This is a genomic window from Ignatzschineria ureiclastica, assembly GCF_003121845.1.
GTDB classification, from domain to species: Bacteria; Pseudomonadota; Gammaproteobacteria; order Cardiobacteriales; family Wohlfahrtiimonadaceae; genus Ignatzschineria; species Ignatzschineria ureiclastica.
Genome location: NZ_QEWQ01000004.1, coordinates 543,344 through 563,252 on the forward strand (window position 1 = coordinate 543,344; position 19,909 = coordinate 563,252).

General features: G+C 40.9%; 18 protein-coding genes. 4 read left to right on the forward strand and 14 right to left on the reverse strand.

The genetic code is table 11. The annotated features are described in order from the left end of the window. The first annotated feature begins 197 nt into the window (after positions 1-197). Entirely contained in the window at positions 198-1,481 is a 1,284-nt protein-coding gene (locus DC083_RS07835) for an MFS transporter (protein ID WP_229822298.1), read from the forward strand. Between the two features lie 18 nt (positions 1,482-1,499). Here DC083_RS07835 and rluA read toward each other — a convergent pair whose 3' ends face one another. Together rluA and DC083_RS07845 are read right to left on the reverse strand one after the other, a co-directional pair. Then, positions 1,500-2,159, reverse strand: coding sequence for a bifunctional tRNA pseudouridine(32) synthase/23S rRNA pseudouridine(746) synthase RluA (gene rluA / locus DC083_RS07840; protein ID WP_109189649.1), 660 nt, complete (start codon positions 2,157-2,159; stop codon positions 1,500-1,502). A gap of 11 nt (positions 2,160-2,170) precedes the next feature. Next, positions 2,171-2,614, reverse strand: coding sequence for a DUF4377 domain-containing protein (locus DC083_RS07845; RefSeq protein WP_109189650.1), 444 nt, complete (start codon positions 2,612-2,614; stop codon positions 2,171-2,173). A gap of 49 nt (positions 2,615-2,663) precedes the next feature. On the opposite strand from DC083_RS07845, the gene DC083_RS10190 reads away from it, so the two are divergent. Both DC083_RS10190 and DC083_RS07850 read left to right on the forward strand, forming a co-directional pair. After that, positions 2,664-2,825: a hypothetical protein gene (locus DC083_RS10190; protein ID WP_157954907.1), complete on the forward strand. Its 162-nt coding sequence runs from the start codon at positions 2,664-2,666 to the stop codon at positions 2,823-2,825. Positions 2,826-2,908: 83 nt separating this feature from the next. Beyond that, positions 2,909-3,220 carry a YqfO family protein gene (locus DC083_RS07850; RefSeq protein WP_026878620.1) on the forward strand — a complete coding sequence of 104 codons (312 nt, stop codon included), beginning with the start codon at positions 2,909-2,911 and terminating at the stop codon, positions 3,218-3,220. 292 nt (positions 3,221-3,512) lie between these two features. On the opposite strand, the gene DC083_RS07855 is transcribed toward DC083_RS07850, so the two are convergent. From DC083_RS07855 to nhaC, 5 genes are all read right to left on the reverse strand, one after another. Then, a complete protein-coding gene (locus DC083_RS07855) occupies positions 3,513-4,493 on the reverse strand; it encodes a siderophore ABC transporter substrate-binding protein (RefSeq protein ID WP_109189651.1) in 981 nt (326 codons plus the stop codon). Between the two features lie 202 nt (positions 4,494-4,695). Then, positions 4,696-5,454 carry an iron ABC transporter ATP-binding protein gene (locus DC083_RS07860; RefSeq protein ID WP_026878622.1) on the reverse strand — a complete coding sequence of 253 codons (759 nt, stop codon included), beginning with the start codon at positions 5,452-5,454 and terminating at the stop codon, positions 4,696-4,698. Next, on the reverse strand, positions 5,455-6,432 hold the full coding sequence (locus DC083_RS07865) for an iron chelate uptake ABC transporter family permease subunit (protein WP_109189652.1): 978 nt from the start codon (positions 6,430-6,432) through the stop codon (positions 5,455-5,457). Then, a complete protein-coding gene (locus DC083_RS07870; RefSeq protein WP_109189653.1) occupies positions 6,429-7,379 on the reverse strand; it encodes an ABC transporter permease in 951 nt (316 codons plus the stop codon). The genes DC083_RS07865 and DC083_RS07870 overlap by 4 nt, the downstream gene beginning before the upstream one ends. Before the next feature lie 884 nt (positions 7,380-8,263). Beyond that, positions 8,264-9,721, reverse strand: coding sequence for a Na+/H+ antiporter NhaC (gene nhaC / locus DC083_RS07880; RefSeq protein ID WP_109189655.1), 1,458 nt, complete (start codon positions 9,719-9,721; stop codon positions 8,264-8,266). 1,051 nt (positions 9,722-10,772) lie between these two features. Between nhaC and DC083_RS07885 the strand changes: the two genes are divergently transcribed. Beyond that, positions 10,773-12,008: an aromatic amino acid transport family protein gene (locus tag DC083_RS07885; RefSeq protein ID WP_109189656.1), complete on the forward strand. Its 1,236-nt coding sequence runs from the start codon at positions 10,773-10,775 to the stop codon at positions 12,006-12,008. A gap of 175 nt (positions 12,009-12,183) precedes the next feature. Here the strand turns inward: DC083_RS07885 and DC083_RS07890 are convergent, their stop codons facing one another. The 7 genes from DC083_RS07890 to DC083_RS07920 form a co-directional block, all read right to left on the reverse strand. Beyond that, positions 12,184-12,648, reverse strand: a complete 465-nt coding sequence (locus tag DC083_RS07890; RefSeq protein ID WP_109189657.1) for an outer membrane lipoprotein — start codon at positions 12,646-12,648, stop codon at positions 12,184-12,186. Positions 12,649-12,803: 155 nt separating this feature from the next. Beyond that, positions 12,804-13,808, reverse strand: coding sequence for a DNA ligase (locus DC083_RS07895; protein WP_229822297.1), 1,005 nt, complete (start codon positions 13,806-13,808; stop codon positions 12,804-12,806). A gap of 182 nt (positions 13,809-13,990) precedes the next feature. Beyond that, entirely contained in the window at positions 13,991-15,502 is a 1,512-nt protein-coding gene (locus DC083_RS07900) for a peptide MFS transporter (RefSeq protein ID WP_109189711.1), read from the reverse strand. A 396-nt stretch (positions 15,503-15,898) separates the two neighbouring features. Beyond that, on the reverse strand, positions 15,899-17,629 hold the full coding sequence (gene recJ / locus DC083_RS07905; RefSeq protein ID WP_109189658.1) for a single-stranded-DNA-specific exonuclease RecJ: 1,731 nt from the start codon (positions 17,627-17,629) through the stop codon (positions 15,899-15,901). Between the two features lie 94 nt (positions 17,630-17,723). Further along, on the reverse strand, positions 17,724-17,951 hold the full coding sequence (locus DC083_RS07910) for a sulfurtransferase TusA family protein (protein WP_026878629.1): 228 nt from the start codon (positions 17,949-17,951) through the stop codon (positions 17,724-17,726). Positions 17,952-18,152: 201 nt separating this feature from the next. Further along, positions 18,153-18,623: a ribosomal protein S18-alanine N-acetyltransferase gene (gene rimI, locus DC083_RS07915; protein WP_026878630.1), complete on the reverse strand. Its 471-nt coding sequence runs from the start codon at positions 18,621-18,623 to the stop codon at positions 18,153-18,155. A gap of 73 nt (positions 18,624-18,696) precedes the next feature. Beyond that, complete coding sequence (locus DC083_RS07920; RefSeq protein ID WP_157954908.1) at positions 18,697-19,785, reverse strand: uracil-DNA glycosylase; 1,089 nt, start codon at positions 19,783-19,785, stop codon at positions 18,697-18,699. Positions 19,786-19,909 lie beyond the last annotated feature (124 nt).

Consider the following 19,909-nt stretch of genomic DNA (forward strand, 5'->3'; position numbering starts at 1 on the left):
CTTAACCTTTTACCCCTTTTTTACAATCTTTCTACTATCGATTACTAATTAGTATTTATATGGCTACATTATGTGGCCTTTTATCGAGCCTGAAATAAGTCAATAGCATAAGTGATGATCCGCACAATCTCACTTATCATTAATCAGGCGCCTTGACTCACCATTCCATCGGCCTAAAGGCTATGAGGAGATTTAACGTGATTACTGTTTCAAAAAATGATAGCCGTGGCGCTAGAATCAAGAATATTGCCGGCATTACTATGGGAAATGCTATTGAATTCTATGATTTTGGTATCTATACGGTATTTGCCGTCTTAATTGGTAAACTCTACTTCCCGGCAGATAATGAATTTGCCAAATTGCTGCTCACCTTTGCAACCATCGGTGTTGGCTTTGTTACCCGCCCTTTAGGGGCTGTCTGTATCGGTCTTTATGCCGATAAATATGGCCGAAAACCGGCGTTGTTATTGACACTCTTTTTAATGGGACTTGGGACTCTCATATTCGTCCTAACCCCCACCTATGACACCATTGGGATTGCCGCCCCGATTCTGATTATCTCGGCGCGCTTACTACAAGGCTTCTCATTAGGCGGGGAATTAGGCTCATCTACAGCTATGCTAATGGAGTATGCAAATGATCAAAATCGTGCATTCTATGGTAGCTGGCAGATGTTTAGCCAAAACTTTAATAAGCTCTTAGCATCGCTTATTGGGGGGATTTTAGGATTAGTACTCTCCGAAGATGCACTCACACTATGGGGCTGGCGCGCGGCCTTTGCTGTAGGTTTAATCATCATTCCCATTGCACTCTATATCCGCCGTAATCTCCCTGAGACCAAAGAGAAGACTACAGATGAAGCAACTGAAAAAGCGATTTTACAAGAACTCTTCCAAGATTATTGGAAAACGCTCATCGCCGGCGTTCTTATTATTCTTGGTATTACTGCATCCACCTATATTATCGCCTACTATATGGCTAACTATGCCGCAACCCAGCTCAAAATGGACTTTAAATATACTGTTTGGGCAGTCACTGTTTCAGGCTTAGTCCAAGTTGTACTCTCTCCATTTATGGGGATTTTAACTGATAAAATTGGTCGTAAACAGATGATCTTCTGGACACGTATGGGAATTGTGCTCTTTATCTACCCTGCTTTCCTACTCATTAATAAGTATCCTGAACCTTATATGCTCTTTATTGTTGTCGCAATCTTAGCGTTCTTCTTAGTAGGAAATGGGATTGCAAGTATCGTTCTCTGTGCTGAGATCTTCCCTAGCCGTATTCGTGCAACAGGGCTTTCGATCTCTTATAGCTTTACGGTCATGATCTTTGGTGGTTTTGCCCAATTCTTCGTCACGCTTCTAATCGGCTGGACAGATAATCCACTGTCACCGGCATTTTATGTCATTGCAACGGGGCTTGTGAGCTTGATTGCACTACTCTTAGTCAAAGAGACTGCCGGACAACCACTTGAGTAATCCGTAGATTCTGAGAAACTAAAAGGGAGGCTCACAGCTAAAGGTGAGCCTTTCTTTTGTTATGGGATGTGAAAATTGTAACTGATAAGCATGGAGCGCTAAGCGATCCCGGCAATAGTAAGCTTCACCATCGGCATAAAAACGATCCCCTAAAATCACATGACCGATACTTAACAGATGAACTCGCAATTGATGAGAGCGCCCGGTAATGGGAACAAGAGAGACGCGCGTATAGTGATGCGCAATATCTCGATGAATCACCTTATAAAGCGTTTTTGCTGATTTTCCTCGCTCAAAGCAGACCATCTGTTTCGGTCTTTCCGGCCAATTACAAATGAGTGGCAGATCAATCAAACCACCCTCTTCTTCTATAATGCCCCAAACATCTGCAATATAGGCTTTCTCCGTTTCTCGCTCTCGAAATTGTCGTTTTAATTCCCGCTCGGCTTCTTTAGTGAGCGCAATCACTAATATCCCACTCGTTGACATATCCAATCGATGAACCGTTTCCGCATAGGGATATTGCCATTGCACGCGGGAAATAACACTATCGTGTAACTCGGCCCCCTTACCCGGTACGGAGAGAAGTTCTGCCGGTTTATTGACCACCATAATATCATCATCTTGATAGAGAATATCGAGCCAAGGTTCAATCGGCGGATTATAGTAAAACTCCATAGCCGTCCCTATTAAGACCGGCGAGGCGCAACATTATAGTGATGCGTTTTCGGTAAATGATGGGATTCTCCGGCGACTTTCGAAATAACTTTAATCAGCTGATAGCGAATAGAGGATCGATCGGCCACATCATTTTGATCAAAAGATTCGGGCACAACCTGCGCTAAGATCTGATACTCATAACCCGGCTGATATTCAAACCCCTCTATTGTTTGATAGAAATAGTGCCAATCAGGCTGATCCCCACTCGAATTAACGAAGCTGTTTTCTTTTGATCCATTCCCCTCGGAAATTGTTTCAACCAATAGACACTTTTGAGGCACAACGCCGACACAATCCACCATTTGAGAAGCAATACGTAACTCAACCCTTTTTCCCGGCATTGATGTTGTACTACAAGCCGAAAGTAGACTCAATGTGGTAAGCAGTAGTATGCTATTTCTGAATGGGCGCATCTGATATTGATCTCTATTATAAAAAGTGTGGTATTGATGAAAGCGAGCTATGATTTGTGGCTCATCTTACCAAAAAATAAAGATCAATGTAGATGATATCGGTTCAAAATACGCTTATTTCAATGCCGGCGCATCAATTGATCGAGGTAAGAAAGCTTGTTCTATCTCGCATCTTGCAAATGTTGGTGAGTCAGGTTTTATGTTCTTTTAAACCCCGTAATAGCTGTTTAAAAAACATTTTTCTTAAACCCAATTTACTATATAACCTTTCACAGACAGAAGGTATTTCTGATTATGTATAAACTCATCTTTTTCGTCCCGGAATCTCATCTTGAATCTGTCAAAGAGGCAATTTTTGCTGCCGGTGGCGGTCAAATCGGTCATTATAGTCATTGCGCTTGGCAAACATTAGGTCAAGGGCAATTTAAACCTCTTCCCGGAAGTCATCCGTACTCTGGTACTATTGATACACTTAAAATCGTCCCTGAATGGCGTGTAGAATTAGTCGTTGCCAAGCCACTGATCGAAGAGGCTATTAAAGCTATGAAAGAAGCCCATCCCTATGAAGTTCCGGCGTATGATGTATTAGCATTATTGCCTTTTTAAAGATAGGAAATGACTCAGACAATTTTATCCCATCGCCGGATCGAATAATCCCGTTCTTCCCTAAATCCCGCGCCGGCAATTGTGGCACTTTTTCAATATCGAGATTAAAATCGCTTATCTGCGGGCGCTCACTTCATCTGGACTTGCAAGCATTCCCTCCCGCCAAGAATGAACTTTTATTTGAAAGATGAAATGCAAAATGCCTTTAAATCCTCTGATACGCGCAAGGCATCTCAAAGGTTAATAAAGGCATTTTCTGTCGTTTCTATTATTAACAATGAGTAACGATTACTTATTTTTTGATAGCATTTTGTACATCATCAATCATTGTTTCTGTGGATTTAAATCCGCCACCTGAGAGATACCATACGTTTGGATCAAGGTAGATAATTTTGCCATTTTTATAAGCATTGGTGTTTTTCACAAGATCATTTTCCACCACTTGTTTCGCAGAACTATCGCTATTACCTACAACAGCACTACGATCCACCACAAAAATATAATCCGGATTTAAGTCCATCACATATTCAAATGAAACAGTTTGTCCATGAGTGGATTCTGCTTTGATAGATGGATCTGCTGGTTTCATACCTAACACATCATGGATTAACCCAAAACGTGAGCCAGGACCATAAGCACTAATTTTGCCATCATTCACTAGCAAAATAAGAGCACCTTCATCCATATTCGCAGTTTGCGCACGAACATCTGCCACTTTTTGCTCAATCGCCTTGATCTCTTTCTCTGCCTCCCCTTCTTTACCGAAAATTTGACCTAACGTTTTCATATTACCGGTTACAGAATCAAGATAATGCTTATTATCAATCGCTAAATTGATCGTTGGCGCAATCTCAGAAAATTGTTCATAAAGTGGTGCTTGGCGATGAGAAATCACAATAAAATCAGGTTTTGCCCCATGAATTGCTTCAAAATTTGGCTCTTTTAAAGTTCCAAAATCTAAATATTTGCCATTATCATAGCTTGAGAGATAGGCGGGCATATTCGCTTTAGGAAGACCCATAACATCAATATCAAGTGCTTCTAAAGTATCTAAAGTCCCAAAATCAAATACAACAACGTGTTCTGGATTAAGAGGAACCACCGTTTCACCGGAAGCATGTTTGATAGTTACGGTTTTCGCAGGTGCAGTCGTTGCTGCCGTTGTAGTTGAAGCCGCTGTATTACTCTCTGTTTGTGGCGCTTTATCATCACCGCAAGCCACTAATAGTAGTGCTAAAGTGGATGCGATAATCGCCTTATTCAATTTCTTCATCGTATATCTCCTTACTGTAATCATTAAAATGAACTAAAATTGGTACTAAAATTTTTAATTTGAATATCTTAAATCCCTATTTTGAATCTCTATTGGGAATCAATAGTGTGACTTTATAATTTTGAATTATTGTTGATCTATTGTTGCTTTAAAAGTCACTTCTCTGCTCTTGTTTTAACAAAATTGTTTTCACAAGCTCTATTTAAGAAAAATAGACACAGATCCGGCGGTTATCCACCATCTGAATAGGAATCTCCATATCATAAATATCTCGTAAAATTTTACTATCGATCATCGAAGCAGTATCCCCTTCATGCACTAATGCACCTTGTTTGAGCGAGATAATATGATCGGAATAGCAAGAGGCAAAATTAATATCGTGAATCACAATGACCACCGTTTTCCCCTTTTCATCAACGAGCTTACGAAGCACTTGCATAATCTCTACTGAGTGTTTCATATCAAGGTTATTAAGGGGCTCATCTAGGAAAATAATCTCTGTATTTTGGGCCACAACCATTGCAATGAAAGCGCATTGACGCTGACCGCCACTAAGCTCGGCAATATATTTATGTTGTAGATCCACAAGCCCCATATATTCGATTGCTTCATCAATATAGCGCTGATCTTCTGCTGTGGGCCGACCTTTGCAATAAGGGAAACGCCCAAAAGTAACGAGTTCCCGTACAGTAATCCGCAAATTAAGATGATTTGCCTGTTTTAGAATCGAGATCTTTTTCGCAAGATCCTCCTCTTTCCAGGCGGTAATCGGCACATCATCAATCACCACCTGACCACTGTCTGGAGTTAAAATTCTGCTCATAATGCCAAGTAATGTACTTTTGCCTGCACCATTAGGACCAATGAGAGAAGTAATCTTATTCGCAGGAATTGTTAAAGAGACATCATCTACTACCTTTTTATGACCGAAAGATTTAGAAATATGTTCAACTGTAATCATTTAACGACTCCCTCTTAACAATAGATACATAAAGTAGATTCCCCCAATAAAGTTGATAATCACACTCAATGTCGTTGAAAAACTAAAGACACGTTCTACTAATAACTGCCCAAAGGCCAGTGCAATAATACTGATCAATACCGTACCCATTAACAAAATCGTATGGCGATAGGTCTTGAGCACTTCATACCCTAGATTCGCAACTAATAATCCCAAAAAGGTAATCGGCCCAATCAGCGCCGTTGAAACAGCGGTAAAGATCGCCACAACAATCAGCGAAATCATCACTATTTTTTGATAAGGAACGCCTAAATTGAGTGATTGATCTCGCCCAAGTGTTAGCACATCAAGATATTTAATCATCGGTAGATAGGCTAAAAATACAACGCCTAAAATCCCCAAAGCCCACCAAATTAATTTCACCTGCACATTGTTAAAACTTGCAAACATCTTATCTTGAACAATCAGAAACTCATTCGGATCAATCAATACCTGCATAAAGGTTGAAAGGCTCTGAAAGAGTGCGCCAAAAATGATCCCGACTAATAGTAAGAAATAGACCGATCGACCTTCTTTTCCTAAAACACCTCTAAACAGGATTAATGAGAAAAAAACTAATACCCCAACAGAGATGAAAAAGAGCGGCACGCTCCCCATCATCGCAAAGCTCTTGCCACCTAAGAAAAAGACTAAAATGGTTTGCACCAACAGATAGAGCGAATCGAGCCCCATAATGCTAGGTGTTAAAATTCGATTATGTGTCACCGTCTGGAAAATAACCGTCGAAAATGCAATAGCACTACCGGCAATCACCATCGCCCCCACTTTATAACCTCGGCGTGGCAAGACATAATCCCAATTACTGCCTAACTGATAGAAGAGATAGAGCGCAACGGAAGCTATCGCCAGGATTACTAAAATAATCAATTTGGTACGATGACTTAAACCTCGTTGTAAGCCCTTTTGCGTCTGAATCATGCCGAACCTACCTTCTTAAAGAGAAGCCAGATAAAAGCAATACTCCCGACTATACCGATCATAACACTAATAGGAATTTCATAAGGATAGATAATTAATCGTCCAGCAATATCACATACTAAAACGATAATGGCCCCTAAAATAGCGGTAAATGGCAAGGTAGTCCGAATATTATCACCCCGATAGAGTGACACAATATTCGGTACAATTAGCCCTAAAAATGGGATCATTCCAACCGTTAAAATCACCGAAGCACTGACCATTGCCACAATGGCAAGACCAATATTCACCACTTGTTGATATTTAAGCCCTAAGTTTTTAGCAAAATCTTGTCCCATACCAGCAATAGAGAATTGATGTGCATAGAGATAAGCAATCACCATCAAGGGAACGGCAATATAGATCAACTCATAGCGCCCTGCCATTACCATCGAAAAATCGCCAATGAGCCAAGAAGCTAGATTTTGAATGAGATCATATTTATAGGCAATAAAGGTGGAAATAGAACCTATAATACCGCCAAACATTAGGCCAATCAGCGGAATAAATATCGCATCTTTATAGCGAATACGATTGAGAATTTGAACAAATATGTAGGTTCCACCCAATGCAAAGATAAAAGCCAGAGCCATTTTCAAAAGTGGCGAAGCGCCAGGGACAAAAAGGATAGCTACTAAAATCCCCAATCGTGCAGATTCCATCGTTCCTGCCGTTGTCGGCGAAACAAAAGGATTTTGACTCAACTTTTGCATAATGAGGCCACTAATCGAGAGGCTAGCGCCGGCAATCAGAATCGCAATCAATCTCGGCAAGCGACTAATTAAGATTGTCTGTTTTTGCGCATCTGTCAGATGAAAGAGGTCATTCACAGAAATATTGATGACTCCTACAAAGAGAGAGATCACAGATAATACAATGAGAATGAGAACCCAAAAATGTATTCTCATGAACAAAAGCCTTTTCCTTTTACAAATGAAATGTGAACACGAATGATAATGATTGCTATTTTACAGCATATTTAACATTTTCATAGGTCAATTAAAGATTTTAAATAGAATTTGTGCAGAGATGAGCCTTTTTTGTTAAAAAACAAGATAATAGTGAATAATCCTTAGTAAGGATAACCTTCACAGCTATCGACACAAATTATTGCAATCACACTATCTTTTGGCATTAAGGAATTGCCCTACTTGCCGGTGCAAGACTGTGGCAAGCGCACGATCATTCTCCCGGCGATGAGATGAATCTTCTAGTCATTACAAATTCAATCTAACTCCCGGCGGGAGAGAATGCGTGCAAATCCAGAAAAACCTCGCGCCCGCAGATGAGCGATTCTTAATCTCTCGGTCATCTCTATCAGAATAATCCAAGTAATTTACTGAAATAAAAATATCTTTCGGCATTAAGGAATTGCCCTACTTGCCGGCGCAAGACTGTGGCAAGCGCACGATCATTCTCCCGGCGGGAGAGAATGCTTGCAAATCCAGACAAACCTCGCGCCCACAGATGAGCGATGCTTAATCTCTCGGCAATCATCTCTATCAGAATAATCCAAGTAATTTACTGAAATCAAAATATCTTTCGGCATTAAGAATTGCCCTACTTGCCGGCGCAAGATTGTGGCAAGAGCGCGATCATTCCCCCCGGCGATGAGATTAATCTTCTAGTCATTGCAAATCAAATCTGATTCCCGGCGGGAGAGAATGCGTGCAAATCCAGGCAAACCACGTGCCCACAAATAAAAAACCAAAGCCTTTAACTTTTAGGCAATAAAAAAGCACCTCAATATTGAAGTGCTCCATTTGCTTAATCTGAATTAATAGAGATTATTTTAGATTCGTTTCGCCATTCTAAAACGTCGAACTTTTTTCGGTGCTTCTCCATCTTCATAATATTCAATAGTAAAACCAGTTACCGCATAAACAATTGCAATCACAGGGCTTAATAGACATAAAAAGGTATAAGGAAGATAACTAAAGGTCGCAACCCCTAGCGTCGTTGCCATAAAGGCACCACAAGTATTCCAAGGAATCAGTGGCGAGGTCATTGTACCGGCATCTTCTAATGTCCGAGAGAGTACCTTGCCCTTAATACCCCGTTTGCGATACTCTTCGGCATACATTCTGCCCGGAATAATAATCGACATATATTGATCACAGCCAACAATATTTCCGGTAATACAAGTCACCACCGTTGTGATAATTAGGCTTCTCGTTGTTTTCGCTAATTTAACAATACTAAATACAATTGTTTGGAATATGCCAGTAAACTCTAAAATACCGCCGAAACACATCGCAATAATCACAAGTGATACTGTGGCAAATACAGAGACAATTCCGCCATTATTCAAAAGCTCATTGAGCGTTTCATTGGCTACTTGAATTGAGTAACCATCATAAAGCGCTGTCAGAACCATACTGGGCTCCGCCCCTTGCACAAAAATCGCACAAAGAACACCAAGAATCGAACCCATCATTAAACCAGGGAACGCAGGAATACGGAAGATCATTACAATAATAATCGATGCTGGTACCAATAATAACCAAGGGCTAATGACAAAAATATCTTTAAGATCTTGCTGTAGCGTAAAGTTCGTTGCGGCAGTGTTACTGAAATCCGCCGAGATCGTAAACCCTAAAATAGTAAAAAGAATCAAAGAGATCACTAATGCCGGAATCGTGGTATAGAGCATATAACGAATATGTTCAAAAAGATCTACACCGACAATCCCTGGTGCGAGATTCGTTGATTCCGAAAGCGGCGAGATTTTATCGCCAAAATATGCACCGGAGATCACAGCCCCTGCTACCATTTCAGCAGGAATTCCAAGGCCGAAGCCGATTCCCATAATGGCAATCCCGATAGTCCCCGCAGCGGTCCAAGCATTACCCGAAGCAATGGAAATAATACAGCAGATCGCACAAGCGGCCACTAAGAAATATTCAGGCGCTAAAAGATTGAGTCCATAATAGATCAAGGTGGGTACGATACCGCCGGCAATCCACGAAGCAATAATCGTGCCGATCACGATTAGAATGACGATCGCTTGCAGTGCTAAACGTACCGCATCAAGCATACCGGTTTCAATCGCTTTCCATTTAAAACCTAGGCGCATCGCGACTAAAATCGCCACACAAACACTCAGTAATAATGGAATATGAGGGCTTACCCCCCAAAAAAATATGCCCACCACTAAGGCAAACATCATAAAGACAATAGGAATTAATGCCTCGATTAAGGTCGGCATTCTAGTAGGTACAGCTTCAACAGGGGATACTTCAATACTCATATGATCATTTTCCTCACAAAGTCGAAAAAAGAGGAGAAAATTCTATCTAGCCATCCCTTCGATAAAAGCTCAGCCTAAGGCAGATGATGAAAACTCAATGACCTTAATGATTCATCAACTCATAAACTTATTAGGTACAAACTTGTTAGGGAAAAGTGAATAGATAGCCCGTGACGTTAATCTTGCAAGAAATCCCTAGAGAGAACTCTAATCAAGGCGGTGATGAATGGTGAAATGGTCTACTTACGCAAGAAGAAAAAATATACCGAAGACTCAAAATGTGCTGTAAGTTAATATAAAAAATAGGACTTTTATCCCACCGCAAAACGTTTCGCAAGTCTATCACAAAAACTGCAAATGTATAGTCTTTATCTGCCTAAAAATAATACGATACAGGGAGATCATTATCGCTCATAAACCTTAATAGATTACGCTACGGCAATATCCTAGAGAAGAAAGTCCTTAATAAACGATTATAGCCCATTGGATTTAAGAAAATGGTTTTTAAGCAACGAGTATGAGATTTTAAAAAGAACATAAAACCTGACTCACCAACACTTGCAAGATGTCGAGTAGAACCGCTTCCTTGCCTTTTACGTCCGATGCGCCGGCATCTATATCAGCTTATTTTGAACTGATCTTCCTATAAATCTATTATTGGTTTATTTATTGGCTTATTTATGGGTCTATTATTGAATCTTCATTGATCTATCTTCTGTTTTATTGATTGCAGCCCCTTTTGAACGTGCTACTATTTACGATAGTTTGCTTCTTTATTGAAATAAGTAAACCATATTTAGCCCACAAAATACTCTGTTTAATGATTGATTCTTATACGAATATCTTATTTTACACAAGAATCTATTATAGTGAATCAACGATGAACGATATATTTAGATCAGGAAAGACTTTTAGATAATGAAAGACTCATTCAAATACAATAGATCTCGATAGATCGGCATAGACTGATACATCTCTCATTAAAGAGTGGCAGTAATTAAAAAGACCCTTGCTATTGAATAGTAGCGTAATAAACAGTAGAAGAAAGATTATGACAAAAGTAGATAAATCCCCCACCGTCCTTGGTGGTGCTATGATTGCCGCCGGCACAATGATCGGTGCAGGTATGCTCAGTTTACCGATTGCCTCAGCGGGTATGTGGTATGGTTGGACAGTACTCATTATGATTATGACCGTCTTTTTTATGTATGTGACAGCCGAGCAGATCCTCGAAGTCAATCTCAACTATAATCCCGGTGCCAGCTTCGATACCTTAGTCAAATATAATCTCGGTAATGTTTGGCGCTTCATTAATGGTTTTTCTGTCGCCTTTGTTCTCTATATTCTGCTTTATGCGTATGTGGTGGGCTCAGGATCGGTCATTAGCGATACCTTAATGAGTAATTTCAATATTCCCCTTCCTCGTTATCAATCCTCCTTTATCTTTGCCCTACTCTTTACTGCGATTGTTTGGTGGAGTACTAAAGCGGTGGATCGCCTTTCAACTGTCTTAATGATCGGGATGTTTATCACACTTTTTGCAGCCGTTACGGGATTATTAGGACAGATAGAAATTCCTTATCTACTAGAGCCTACCGGCGAAAGTAAATTTGCACTCTATGCATTTGCAAGCCTTCCCTTCTTCCTTACCTCATTCTGCTTTCACGCAAGTGTTCCAAGCTTTGTGAAATATTATGGAATTGAGGGTAGCAAAATTCGTAAAGCGATTCTTTGGGGAATGATTATTACCTTCGTATTTTATCTCTGTTGGATGACGGCCATTATGGGAAGCATCGATCGTGCTAGTTTCTTAACAGTGGGCAGTGATGAAGTTGCTTGGCTATTGAATCAAGTCAATGCCTCTGAATTTGCAGATCTCTCTCTTCGCTTCTTTGCCTTTTTCGCAGTTGTAACCTCATTCTTAGGTGCAGGATTAGGATTATTTGACTATATTGCCGATCTTTTCAAAATTGATGATACGCCAAAAGGTCGCTTGATGACCGCCTTAATCACATTCCTTCCTCCAACTATTTTCGGAATGATCTTCCCAAATGGTTTTGTCTTAGCCATCGGTTTTGCCGGCCTTTTTGCGGCCATTTGGTCAGTCATTGTTCCGGCTGCAATGGTTATCAGCTACCGTAAACGCAATCCAAATGCGCCCTTAAAATTCCAAGCTTTCGGCGGAAAAGTGATGCCTTATATCATTATTATTTACGGTTTAATTGCTATTGTTTCTCATCTATTAGTGGAAGTCTTCCAAGTCGGAACACTCAACTTCTTCAAATAGTAAGATCAATACACAATAATCATTATTGAAATATAACAAAACCCTTTTAGTTCAACTAAAAGGGTTTCTTTCTATCATCCATTTTGAGTGATCAACCGATACTGATCGCTTAATCCTTCAAGTCATCACTGACTCAGTCAAAATCAATAATGATCGAATCAATAGTTCAATCGCATTAGAGCGGAGATACGTTAATATTACGACCACTGCCTGTCATACGAACACGTTGACCGGGTGCAAAAATCACGTTTTTATCTTGTTTTTGGACCACGGCAATCGTTTGACCGCTATCTGTTTTGATATCTAACTGAACACCATTGACTTTGCTAGTTTCTTGTCCAATTTTGTCACCTGCGATACCGCCTGCGATTGCGCCTACAGCCGTTGTAATATTACGACCACTACCGCCACCAAAAGCATTACCGACAACGCCGCCTAATACTGCGCCAGAAATCGCACCCAATGGTGAAGAATCATCTGCTTGGATCGTGACAGGACGAACTCCTACAACCGTACCATAAGAGACCGATTGCACAGTTTTTGCTTGATTGCCGGTATACACATCACCAGAATAGAGGCTTGAGTTTGTACAACCCGCGATAGTCAAGAGCGCAAGGCTCACCACTGCTAATTTTTTCATATTGAAATCCTTTTATCAGATTATTGTTACAATAAATCCTGATTATTATAGCAACAACCCCATCATAATGCATTAAGGAACAGTCGTTTGCTCTAATCAATCATCAGCAAATTGATAGTATAGAAAGCGAGAAAAAAATGTTAACCTCAGCGCTCCTACTGCGCTAACCCATCAACGCCCTCTTTTGCCCAATAACCATCACAATTCTCCTCTACGTGCACCGTTTTAAAACGAGGAAAACGGGGAATGCCATTTTTCGTGAAATCATTATGCCGATAGATAATTGCCCGCCCTATCTCCGGTGGATCTTTTCTCATCAGATCTGTTAATCCTGAACCTACTTTAAAGTAACGTTTTTCGCCATCAATGACGGTTTCCACTCGTAGTGAACCCACCATTCCTTGATACTTCCCTTTTCCCGGCGAATAGCCCCGAACCAATGCGCAACCTTCATCAATCACTTTGAGTTTAATCAATGCATTGGTGCGATTATACGGTTGATAATAAGCATCTTGATGATGCAACATTAATCCCTCGCCCCCTGCTTTGGCGACTGCCTGTAGCTGCGCTTCAAGCGCTTCCTTTGAGCTGAATTTTTCCTGCGGAATCATTTTCAAATGGGGATTTTGCGAATGTAACGAGGCAATATGTTCTTTCATCACTGATACCCGCTCTTTAAAGGTGCCTTTCTCCGCCGGCATATCAAAGATCTGATAAGTTACAGATTGCCATAAAGGATCTGCCACATCTTCACGCGCAATTAATCCAGAGAGCGTCTCAAAAGTCTCTCTTCCAAGCCAAATTTCCCCATCTAAAGGTTTATCCCCTAAATTTTGGGTAAACCACTCAGGCACAGTAATCGGATAACCTTGCCTTGAGAGCATCTCTTTCCCCGTCCAATAACCCCGAACGCCATCGAGCTTTTCACTGACATAGTAATATTCTACCGGTAGCGTTGCCCATTTAGCATCACTCACTGCCACACCGTGTTGCAGAGGCATTAAAGTATCTGAAAACACCGGCAATATGCCGATAATGGATAATATTAAACTACAGATCAGAGCCACTAATAACCGTCTAAATTCCACAGCTATCGCTGAAAAATTCGATGCTCTATTCCCCAATAATTCAAATTTTTTAATTTCATAACTGATCATCATCTTCCCCTCTCACGATTATGATGTGCTTCTAAACTTCAGTTACCTAAAGATTAGGTTAAGAGGAGAATTTGTGGGAATTATCCATAAAAAACGCCCGATCCCAAAGATCGAGCGCTGGATGATAAACGAATCATCAATGCGTCACAAACAAGTCAGAAATAAACCCTATTGCCTATTCACCACTAAACATTTTTCACATAACGACGAACCACTAAATTAATGAGGAGTAGTAAAACGCCGACAATGGCTAATGCAATAATAATGGTCATAAAGATGCCGGGTAAATCACCAATGGTTTCTGCTTGCACATTTCCCCCAACTTTTGAAGCTACTAGATTTCCTAGTGAAACAGAGGCAAACCATAATCCCATAATCTGTCCACGAATCATTTTGGGGGCAATTTTCGTCATAATCGAGAGTCCGACAGGACTTAAACAGAGTTCACCAAAGGTTAAAAAGAGCATACAAGCGACCATCCACATTGGGGATGCTAATCTAGAGCCCTCACCTACAACAATATTACTTGCAAGATAGAGACAGATAAAAGCCACCGCCGCGAAGAAGAGCCCAAATGCAAACTTCGTCATACTACTGGGTTCAATATTGCGCTTACTCATCGCCATCCAAAGTGCTGCAAAAAGTGGTGCGAAGATAATAATGAAGATTGAGTTAATCGATTGGAACCAAGCCGTTGGAATCTGAAAACCCCAAATGGTACGATCTGTGTAACTATCTACAAAGAGATTCATCGAGGTAGGTTGCTGTTCAAAGGCGGACCAGAAAAATGCAGCCGCTACAAAAAGAATCAAACAGATAATCAATTGAAAGCGCTCTTGTTTGTTGAGCTTCGCAAAGAAAAAGAGTCCTAAGAAATAAGCTCCTACCGTAATCGCAATAATGATTGTCGTATAGTTCACCACCGCAACGGGCGAGAATGGAATAATCCCGGCACTAATCAAAATAAATAAAATTGCAATTAGTGCAATTGAGCCTAATCCAATTCGTTTAGTTAATGGCGAAATTGTGCTCGGTGTTTGCCACGTGGGTTCAATCCCCTCAATTTGTGCAAATCGACGCATATCCGGCATAGCCTTTAGACGAAAGATCAGTAAGGCGATTAACATTCCTATACCGCCTACGGCAAAGCCCGCGTGCCAACCATAAGATTCATTCAGAATCCCGCCAATAATCGGCGAGATAAAAGCCCCCAAGTTAATCCCCATATAGAAGATTGAGAAACCACTATCTCGGCGTGGATCTCCCTCTTTATAGAGCATCCCGACTATGACGGAAATACAGGTTTTAAAGAGTCCTGAGCCGATGACGATAAAGATCAGACCAAGATAGAAAAAGTGCACCGATAGCCAAGCAGATAGTGCAATAGAGAGATGACCTAACGCGATAATTAAGGAACCATACCAAACACTTCGCTCCTGCCCCAGCCAATTATCAGCGACCCAACCACCAGGAAGTGCCGCGAGATAAATCGCACCACCAAAAATTCCGACAATCGCAGAGGCGGTAACCGCATCGATTCCTAAACCATTTTGATTCACCGTCGCCACCATAAAAAGAATCAGTAGCGGTCGAATACCATAGAACGAAAAACGTTCCCACATTTCCGTAAAAAAGAGCGAACTCAATGGTCGCGGATGACCAAAAAAGGCCTTATCTTCAGTTGTTATTTTATTCATAATATTTGCCCTAACATTCACTCAAATAATCTTTTATTCATTTTCATATTCAGATTACTTGAACTACAATCTCCTTTAAAAACAGATATCAGACAGATTATCACGATCTTAAATGAGATAGAGCACGATTATGCGCAAATATTAACCATAATTATCTATTTGATAAGATTTATATCAAATGTCTAACGAGTTCTATGACTTTTCAGCTTTGCTATTATGATTTGTTATTCAGATTTATAGTAATATCGGTTCAAAATAAGCTTATTTCAATGCCGGCGCATCGGCTGTAATCAGTAAGGAAACTATTCTAGCTGGCATCTTGCAAGTGCTGTTTAAAATCAGCTTTCTTAAACCCAATTTACTATATATGACATTCATAACAAGAATCAGCAACAATTATACAGCTTCAAAATAATCGATTAACAACTGCAATTTACGCTCTCCGCGCCACTCGTTAATATCAAGCTTAAAGGCGCAGTGAATCTCCGTCACATTATCGACAATTTGATGCGCTTGAAAGAAAGCAAGCGCCTCAAAGAGCGTGTGAGTGCCGGGTTTTCGTAAGGTAAATTTCAGATGTAGATCTTTTAAAATACGGTAATCCACCACCTCAAAACGATCATCAAATAGTGGTTCAGGAAATTGTTGTCCCCAAGGATAAGCCAGCTTCATCTCATCTACCAGATCTAATCGATACTCTTCTAGAGCAAGCGCTCCATCGGTATAGATCTTCTGACTTAAAATCTCATCTGCGGATTCTAAAGCCTCTAAAGATTTTGCCATCTCGGCATTAATCGCTTCAGTAAATTGTGGCAAATACTCCTCATAAATCGAGAGCCCTGCCGCCATTGCGTGCCCACCAAAGGTATTGATAATCCCCGGATTATCACGTGCAACATTACTAATCACATCCCGAAGATGAATGCCTTGAATCGAACGTCCGGAACCTTTGAGTAACCCTTCATTATCATAAGCAAAGATAAATGTAGGTCGATAATATTGCTCTTTGATCCGAGAAGCGACAATCCCGGTAATCCCTTGATGCCACAATTCGTTATAAAGGCAGATTGCAAGGGGTACTTCATCTCGTTTTAACTGCACTTTTTCAAGAGCATCATTCGCTTCAGCGCGCATTCCCCGCTCGATCATTTTCCGCTCTTCATTGAGCGCATAGAGCTGTTGCGCAATAGCAAAAGCCTCTTCATATTGATCTGTTAATAATAATTCTATTCCCACCTGCATATCATCTAAGCGACCTGCGGCATTGAGTAAGGGGGCAATACTAAATCCAATATCACTTGTCGAGAGCTTCTCTCGATTACGCTGCGATACTTCGATTAAAGCCGCAATGCCGGGCACCATCATTCCTTGCCGCATTCGCAGTAACCCCTGTTGCGCCATCCGGCGATTATTCCCATCTAAAGGGACTAAATCGGCCACAGTACCCAGCGCCACAATATCAAGGTAACGCCCAAGGTTCGGAATTGCCCCTTGTGCTTGCCCTTTGAAATAACCCACTTCAATCAGTTTAGCCCGTACACTTAACAGTAGATAAAAGATAACGCCAACGCCGGCTAATGCTTTGCTTGGAAATTGATCCCCCGGCAAATTGGGATTCACAATCGCATTGGCATTAGGCAATGTTTCAGGCGGTAAATGATGATCTGTGACTACAACATCGATTCCATTTTCACGAGCTAAAGCCACACCATCAATGTTAGAGATTCCATTATCCACCGTAATGAGTAGATCGGGGGGATCAATGAGGATCTTTTGTACTAGAGAGCGAGAAAGTCCATAACCATCAAGAATACGATGTGGTACGGTATACCGGATATTATAAACCCCAAAATCCCGTAAAATACGGATTGCAAGCGCGATACTTGTGGCACCATCGACATCATAATCCCCCACAATAAGGATATCTTTCTCCGCTAAAATAGCCTCTACCACCAATTGTGTTGCTGGTTCAATATTACTCAGCGAATGATAAGGATAGAGCCCTTTCAGCGAAAGGTCTAATTCTGAATCCTCTGTAATCGCACGATTCGCTAGCACGCGCTGTAGCAGTGTCGAATGCTCTGGACGTTGATAAGAGTGGTGCGCCGTTCTACGGATAATTTTCATAAAATAAACAGTATAGGTTATAAGCAATATCAGTTATTGTAGTGCCTAGAGATTATTAGTTTTCACATTGATAAAAATAGTGACATATCACAAATTAAGCTTTCTCAATTAGAAACGTAAAGACACCATCAGCCTCGAAACATTCGAGTAAATGATCCCCGGTACGCGCCAAATACGCTTTAAAATCGATTTCTGAATGAGGATCTGTCGCCAATACTCGCAATTGATCGCCTTTGACCATATTCTTCATTGCCTGTTTCGTTTTTAGAATCGGCATCGGACAATTGAGTCCTTTTAAATCTAGTTCTATCATTATTTCAATCCTAATATGACTCACATTGTGAAGTAAGCTATGCAAATCAATCCGTTAAAAATCTACCTTCACGCCCAAAATGACGTTTGGCAATCTCTACGATTCGTTGTTGATCTGTTATTGATCTGCCATTGATACAGCATTATAAAAGTAGTCTATTATAGCGATTTTCGGGGATGATTTCAGAGTCTCCTGAAATCTATGTCAAATCTACTTAAAATCAAAAGCAGTTGCTAAGGTATAGGCCATCACAATAGCATCTTCCCGGCCATTAATTAGGCAAGGATAATATCCTTTACGAAGACCGATCTGATTGAAGCCTCGCTTTTCATACAACGCTCTTGCCGGCGTATTCCCTGCTCTTACTTCCAAAAAAATCGTCGCTAATTGATGTGTTTCGCCCAATGCAAGCACCGAATCTAGCAACACGTGCCCAAGCCCTTTACCTTGATACTTAGGATCAACAGTAATATGCAGTAGATGTCCCTCATCTAAAATAATCGAAACAAAGGTATAACCGATTAAAACACCATCATAGAGTAGTTTTTGACGAATCACCTTTTGATGAAAGACATCTTCCATCTGCGCTCGATTCCAAGGAACCGGATACGCGCGTGCTTCAATCTCTAAAATGGCATCTAAATCCGCTAATGTTGCCGGCACAATCTCAATCTTTGCCATACTACTCTCTTCCCCTTTTTCCCTAATCTGCTCTTCGCTTATTATTCTCTATTGTCGATATCACTGCTATTGATCAGTCCGCTAAAGATCGTCGTAGCAATTTAACATCTTTCCAAAAATTCGCTTTTAATCTTGCATTATGCGCATAGACTTTCGGCGAATGAGAGATGATCGCCGGGAACTGTTGCCCTGCCATATTCACCTGATGAATCTCTCCTCGAAGCTGATCAAAAGGCAACTCTTGCCCTAACAGAAACTTCACCGATGTTCGCCCTAATATAAAGAGGAAATCAGGATTTAAACCAATTATTTCCTGTTGCAAAATCGGTACGCAGGCTTGCCACTCTTGTGCCGTCACATCTCGTAGCTCCGGCGGACGACATTTAATAAAAGGGGTAATATAGAGCGATTCCGGTGGTAATCCCACCGCCGACAATGCCTTAAAGAAGAATGATTCATCTTGCCGATCAAGAACAACGCCTTGATACATCTCCTCTTTGAGAGGGATATCGGTAATGACCATTACTTTTGCATTGTGATTCTGTCTTGGAAGCGTGGCTTGTTGACGGCTTTGAGAGAATTCACAAGCGGTACATTGTCGAATCGATTGTAGAAAATCAGATGTAAAGATTGAAGTCGCTTTATTACTACTAAATGGCTTAGATTCAAATGGTTTAGCTTCGAATGACTTAGTATCAGATGACTTGCCCTGAAATGACGTGGCCTCGAATGGCTCGGCTTTAAAAGCTTTCGCCGATTGATGATTCTGTGGAATATTGTGTACGTTTGATTCTAATGTTCTTGTCGTGGTGCCTTGATCGTTAGTTTCCGCTTCATTGATCACTTGCCGGCGAGGTTGGCCTTTTTCCCCATCAATAATGGACGATAGCTGATCACTAAAAAATCCTTGCTTCCGCTGACTTGTTGCGGTTTCAGCACTATTCATTACATTATTAGATGAGTAATCGGCTTGCGGTGGAATGAGCGTACTCTGATCAACAATTGCCGATTGCTCCTTAACCGATGTGCCACTGACCGATGCAACGCTGACAGATTGCCCTGCTTGCGCTTTTTGATATTCTCGAATACGAGGCAAATCCTCCTGTTTACACCAAGCTTGTATGCCTAATAGCTTTAGGTAAGTGGCCTGCCTTGTATCCATTCCCATATCCTTTCATCGATCTCACTACTGAGCCTCAATATTATATTTAAAGGGATAAAATAACAAATCGGTAATTCTATTTTCTCAATAGAATTACCGATCTTCCGAGTCTGAGTGATTCAGG

What these genes read in the sequence shown, in the direction of transcription:
- rluA (WP_109189649.1), bottom strand. Translation starts at nt 2,159, where the DNA reads ATGGAGTTTTACTATAATCCGCCGATTGAACCTTGGCTCGATATTCTC.
- DC083_RS07845 (WP_109189650.1), bottom strand. Translation starts at nt 2,614, where the DNA reads ATGCGCCCATTCAGAAATAGCATACTACTGCTTACCACATTGAGTCTA.
- DC083_RS10190 (WP_157954907.1), top strand. Translation starts at nt 2,664, where the DNA reads ATGATTTGTGGCTCATCTTACCAAAAAATAAAGATCAATGTAGATGAT.
- DC083_RS07850 (WP_026878620.1), top strand. Translation starts at nt 2,909, where the DNA reads ATGTATAAACTCATCTTTTTCGTCCCGGAATCTCATCTTGAATCTGTC.
- DC083_RS07855 (WP_109189651.1), bottom strand. Translation starts at nt 4,493, where the DNA reads ATGAAGAAATTGAATAAGGCGATTATCGCATCCACTTTAGCACTACTA.
- DC083_RS07860 (WP_026878622.1), bottom strand. Translation starts at nt 5,454, where the DNA reads ATGATTACAGTTGAACATATTTCTAAATCTTTCGGTCATAAAAAGGTA.
- DC083_RS07865 (WP_109189652.1), bottom strand. Translation starts at nt 6,432, where the DNA reads ATGATTCAGACGCAAAAGGGCTTACAACGAGGTTTAAGTCATCGTACC.
- DC083_RS07870 (WP_109189653.1), bottom strand. Translation starts at nt 7,379, where the DNA reads ATGAGAATACATTTTTGGGTTCTCATTCTCATTGTATTATCTGTGATC.
- nhaC (WP_109189655.1), bottom strand. Translation starts at nt 9,721, where the DNA reads ATGAGTATTGAAGTATCCCCTGTTGAAGCTGTACCTACTAGAATGCCG.
- DC083_RS07885 (WP_109189656.1), top strand. Translation starts at nt 10,773, where the DNA reads ATGACAAAAGTAGATAAATCCCCCACCGTCCTTGGTGGTGCTATGATT.
- DC083_RS07890 (WP_109189657.1), bottom strand. Translation starts at nt 12,648, where the DNA reads ATGAAAAAATTAGCAGTGGTGAGCCTTGCGCTCTTGACTATCGCGGGT.
- DC083_RS07895 (WP_229822297.1), bottom strand. Translation starts at nt 13,808, where the DNA reads ATGATGATCAGTTATGAAATTAAAAAATTTGAATTATTGGGGAATAGA.
- DC083_RS07900 (WP_109189711.1), bottom strand. Translation starts at nt 15,502, where the DNA reads ATGAATAAAATAACAACTGAAGATAAGGCCTTTTTTGGTCATCCGCGA.
- recJ (WP_109189658.1), bottom strand. Translation starts at nt 17,629, where the DNA reads ATGAAAATTATCCGTAGAACGGCGCACCACTCTTATCAACGTCCAGAG.
- rimI (WP_026878630.1), bottom strand. Translation starts at nt 18,623, where the DNA reads ATGGCAAAGATTGAGATTGTGCCGGCAACATTAGCGGATTTAGATGCC.
- DC083_RS07920 (WP_157954908.1), bottom strand. Translation starts at nt 19,785, where the DNA reads ATGGATACAAGGCAGGCCACTTACCTAAAGCTATTAGGCATACAAGCT.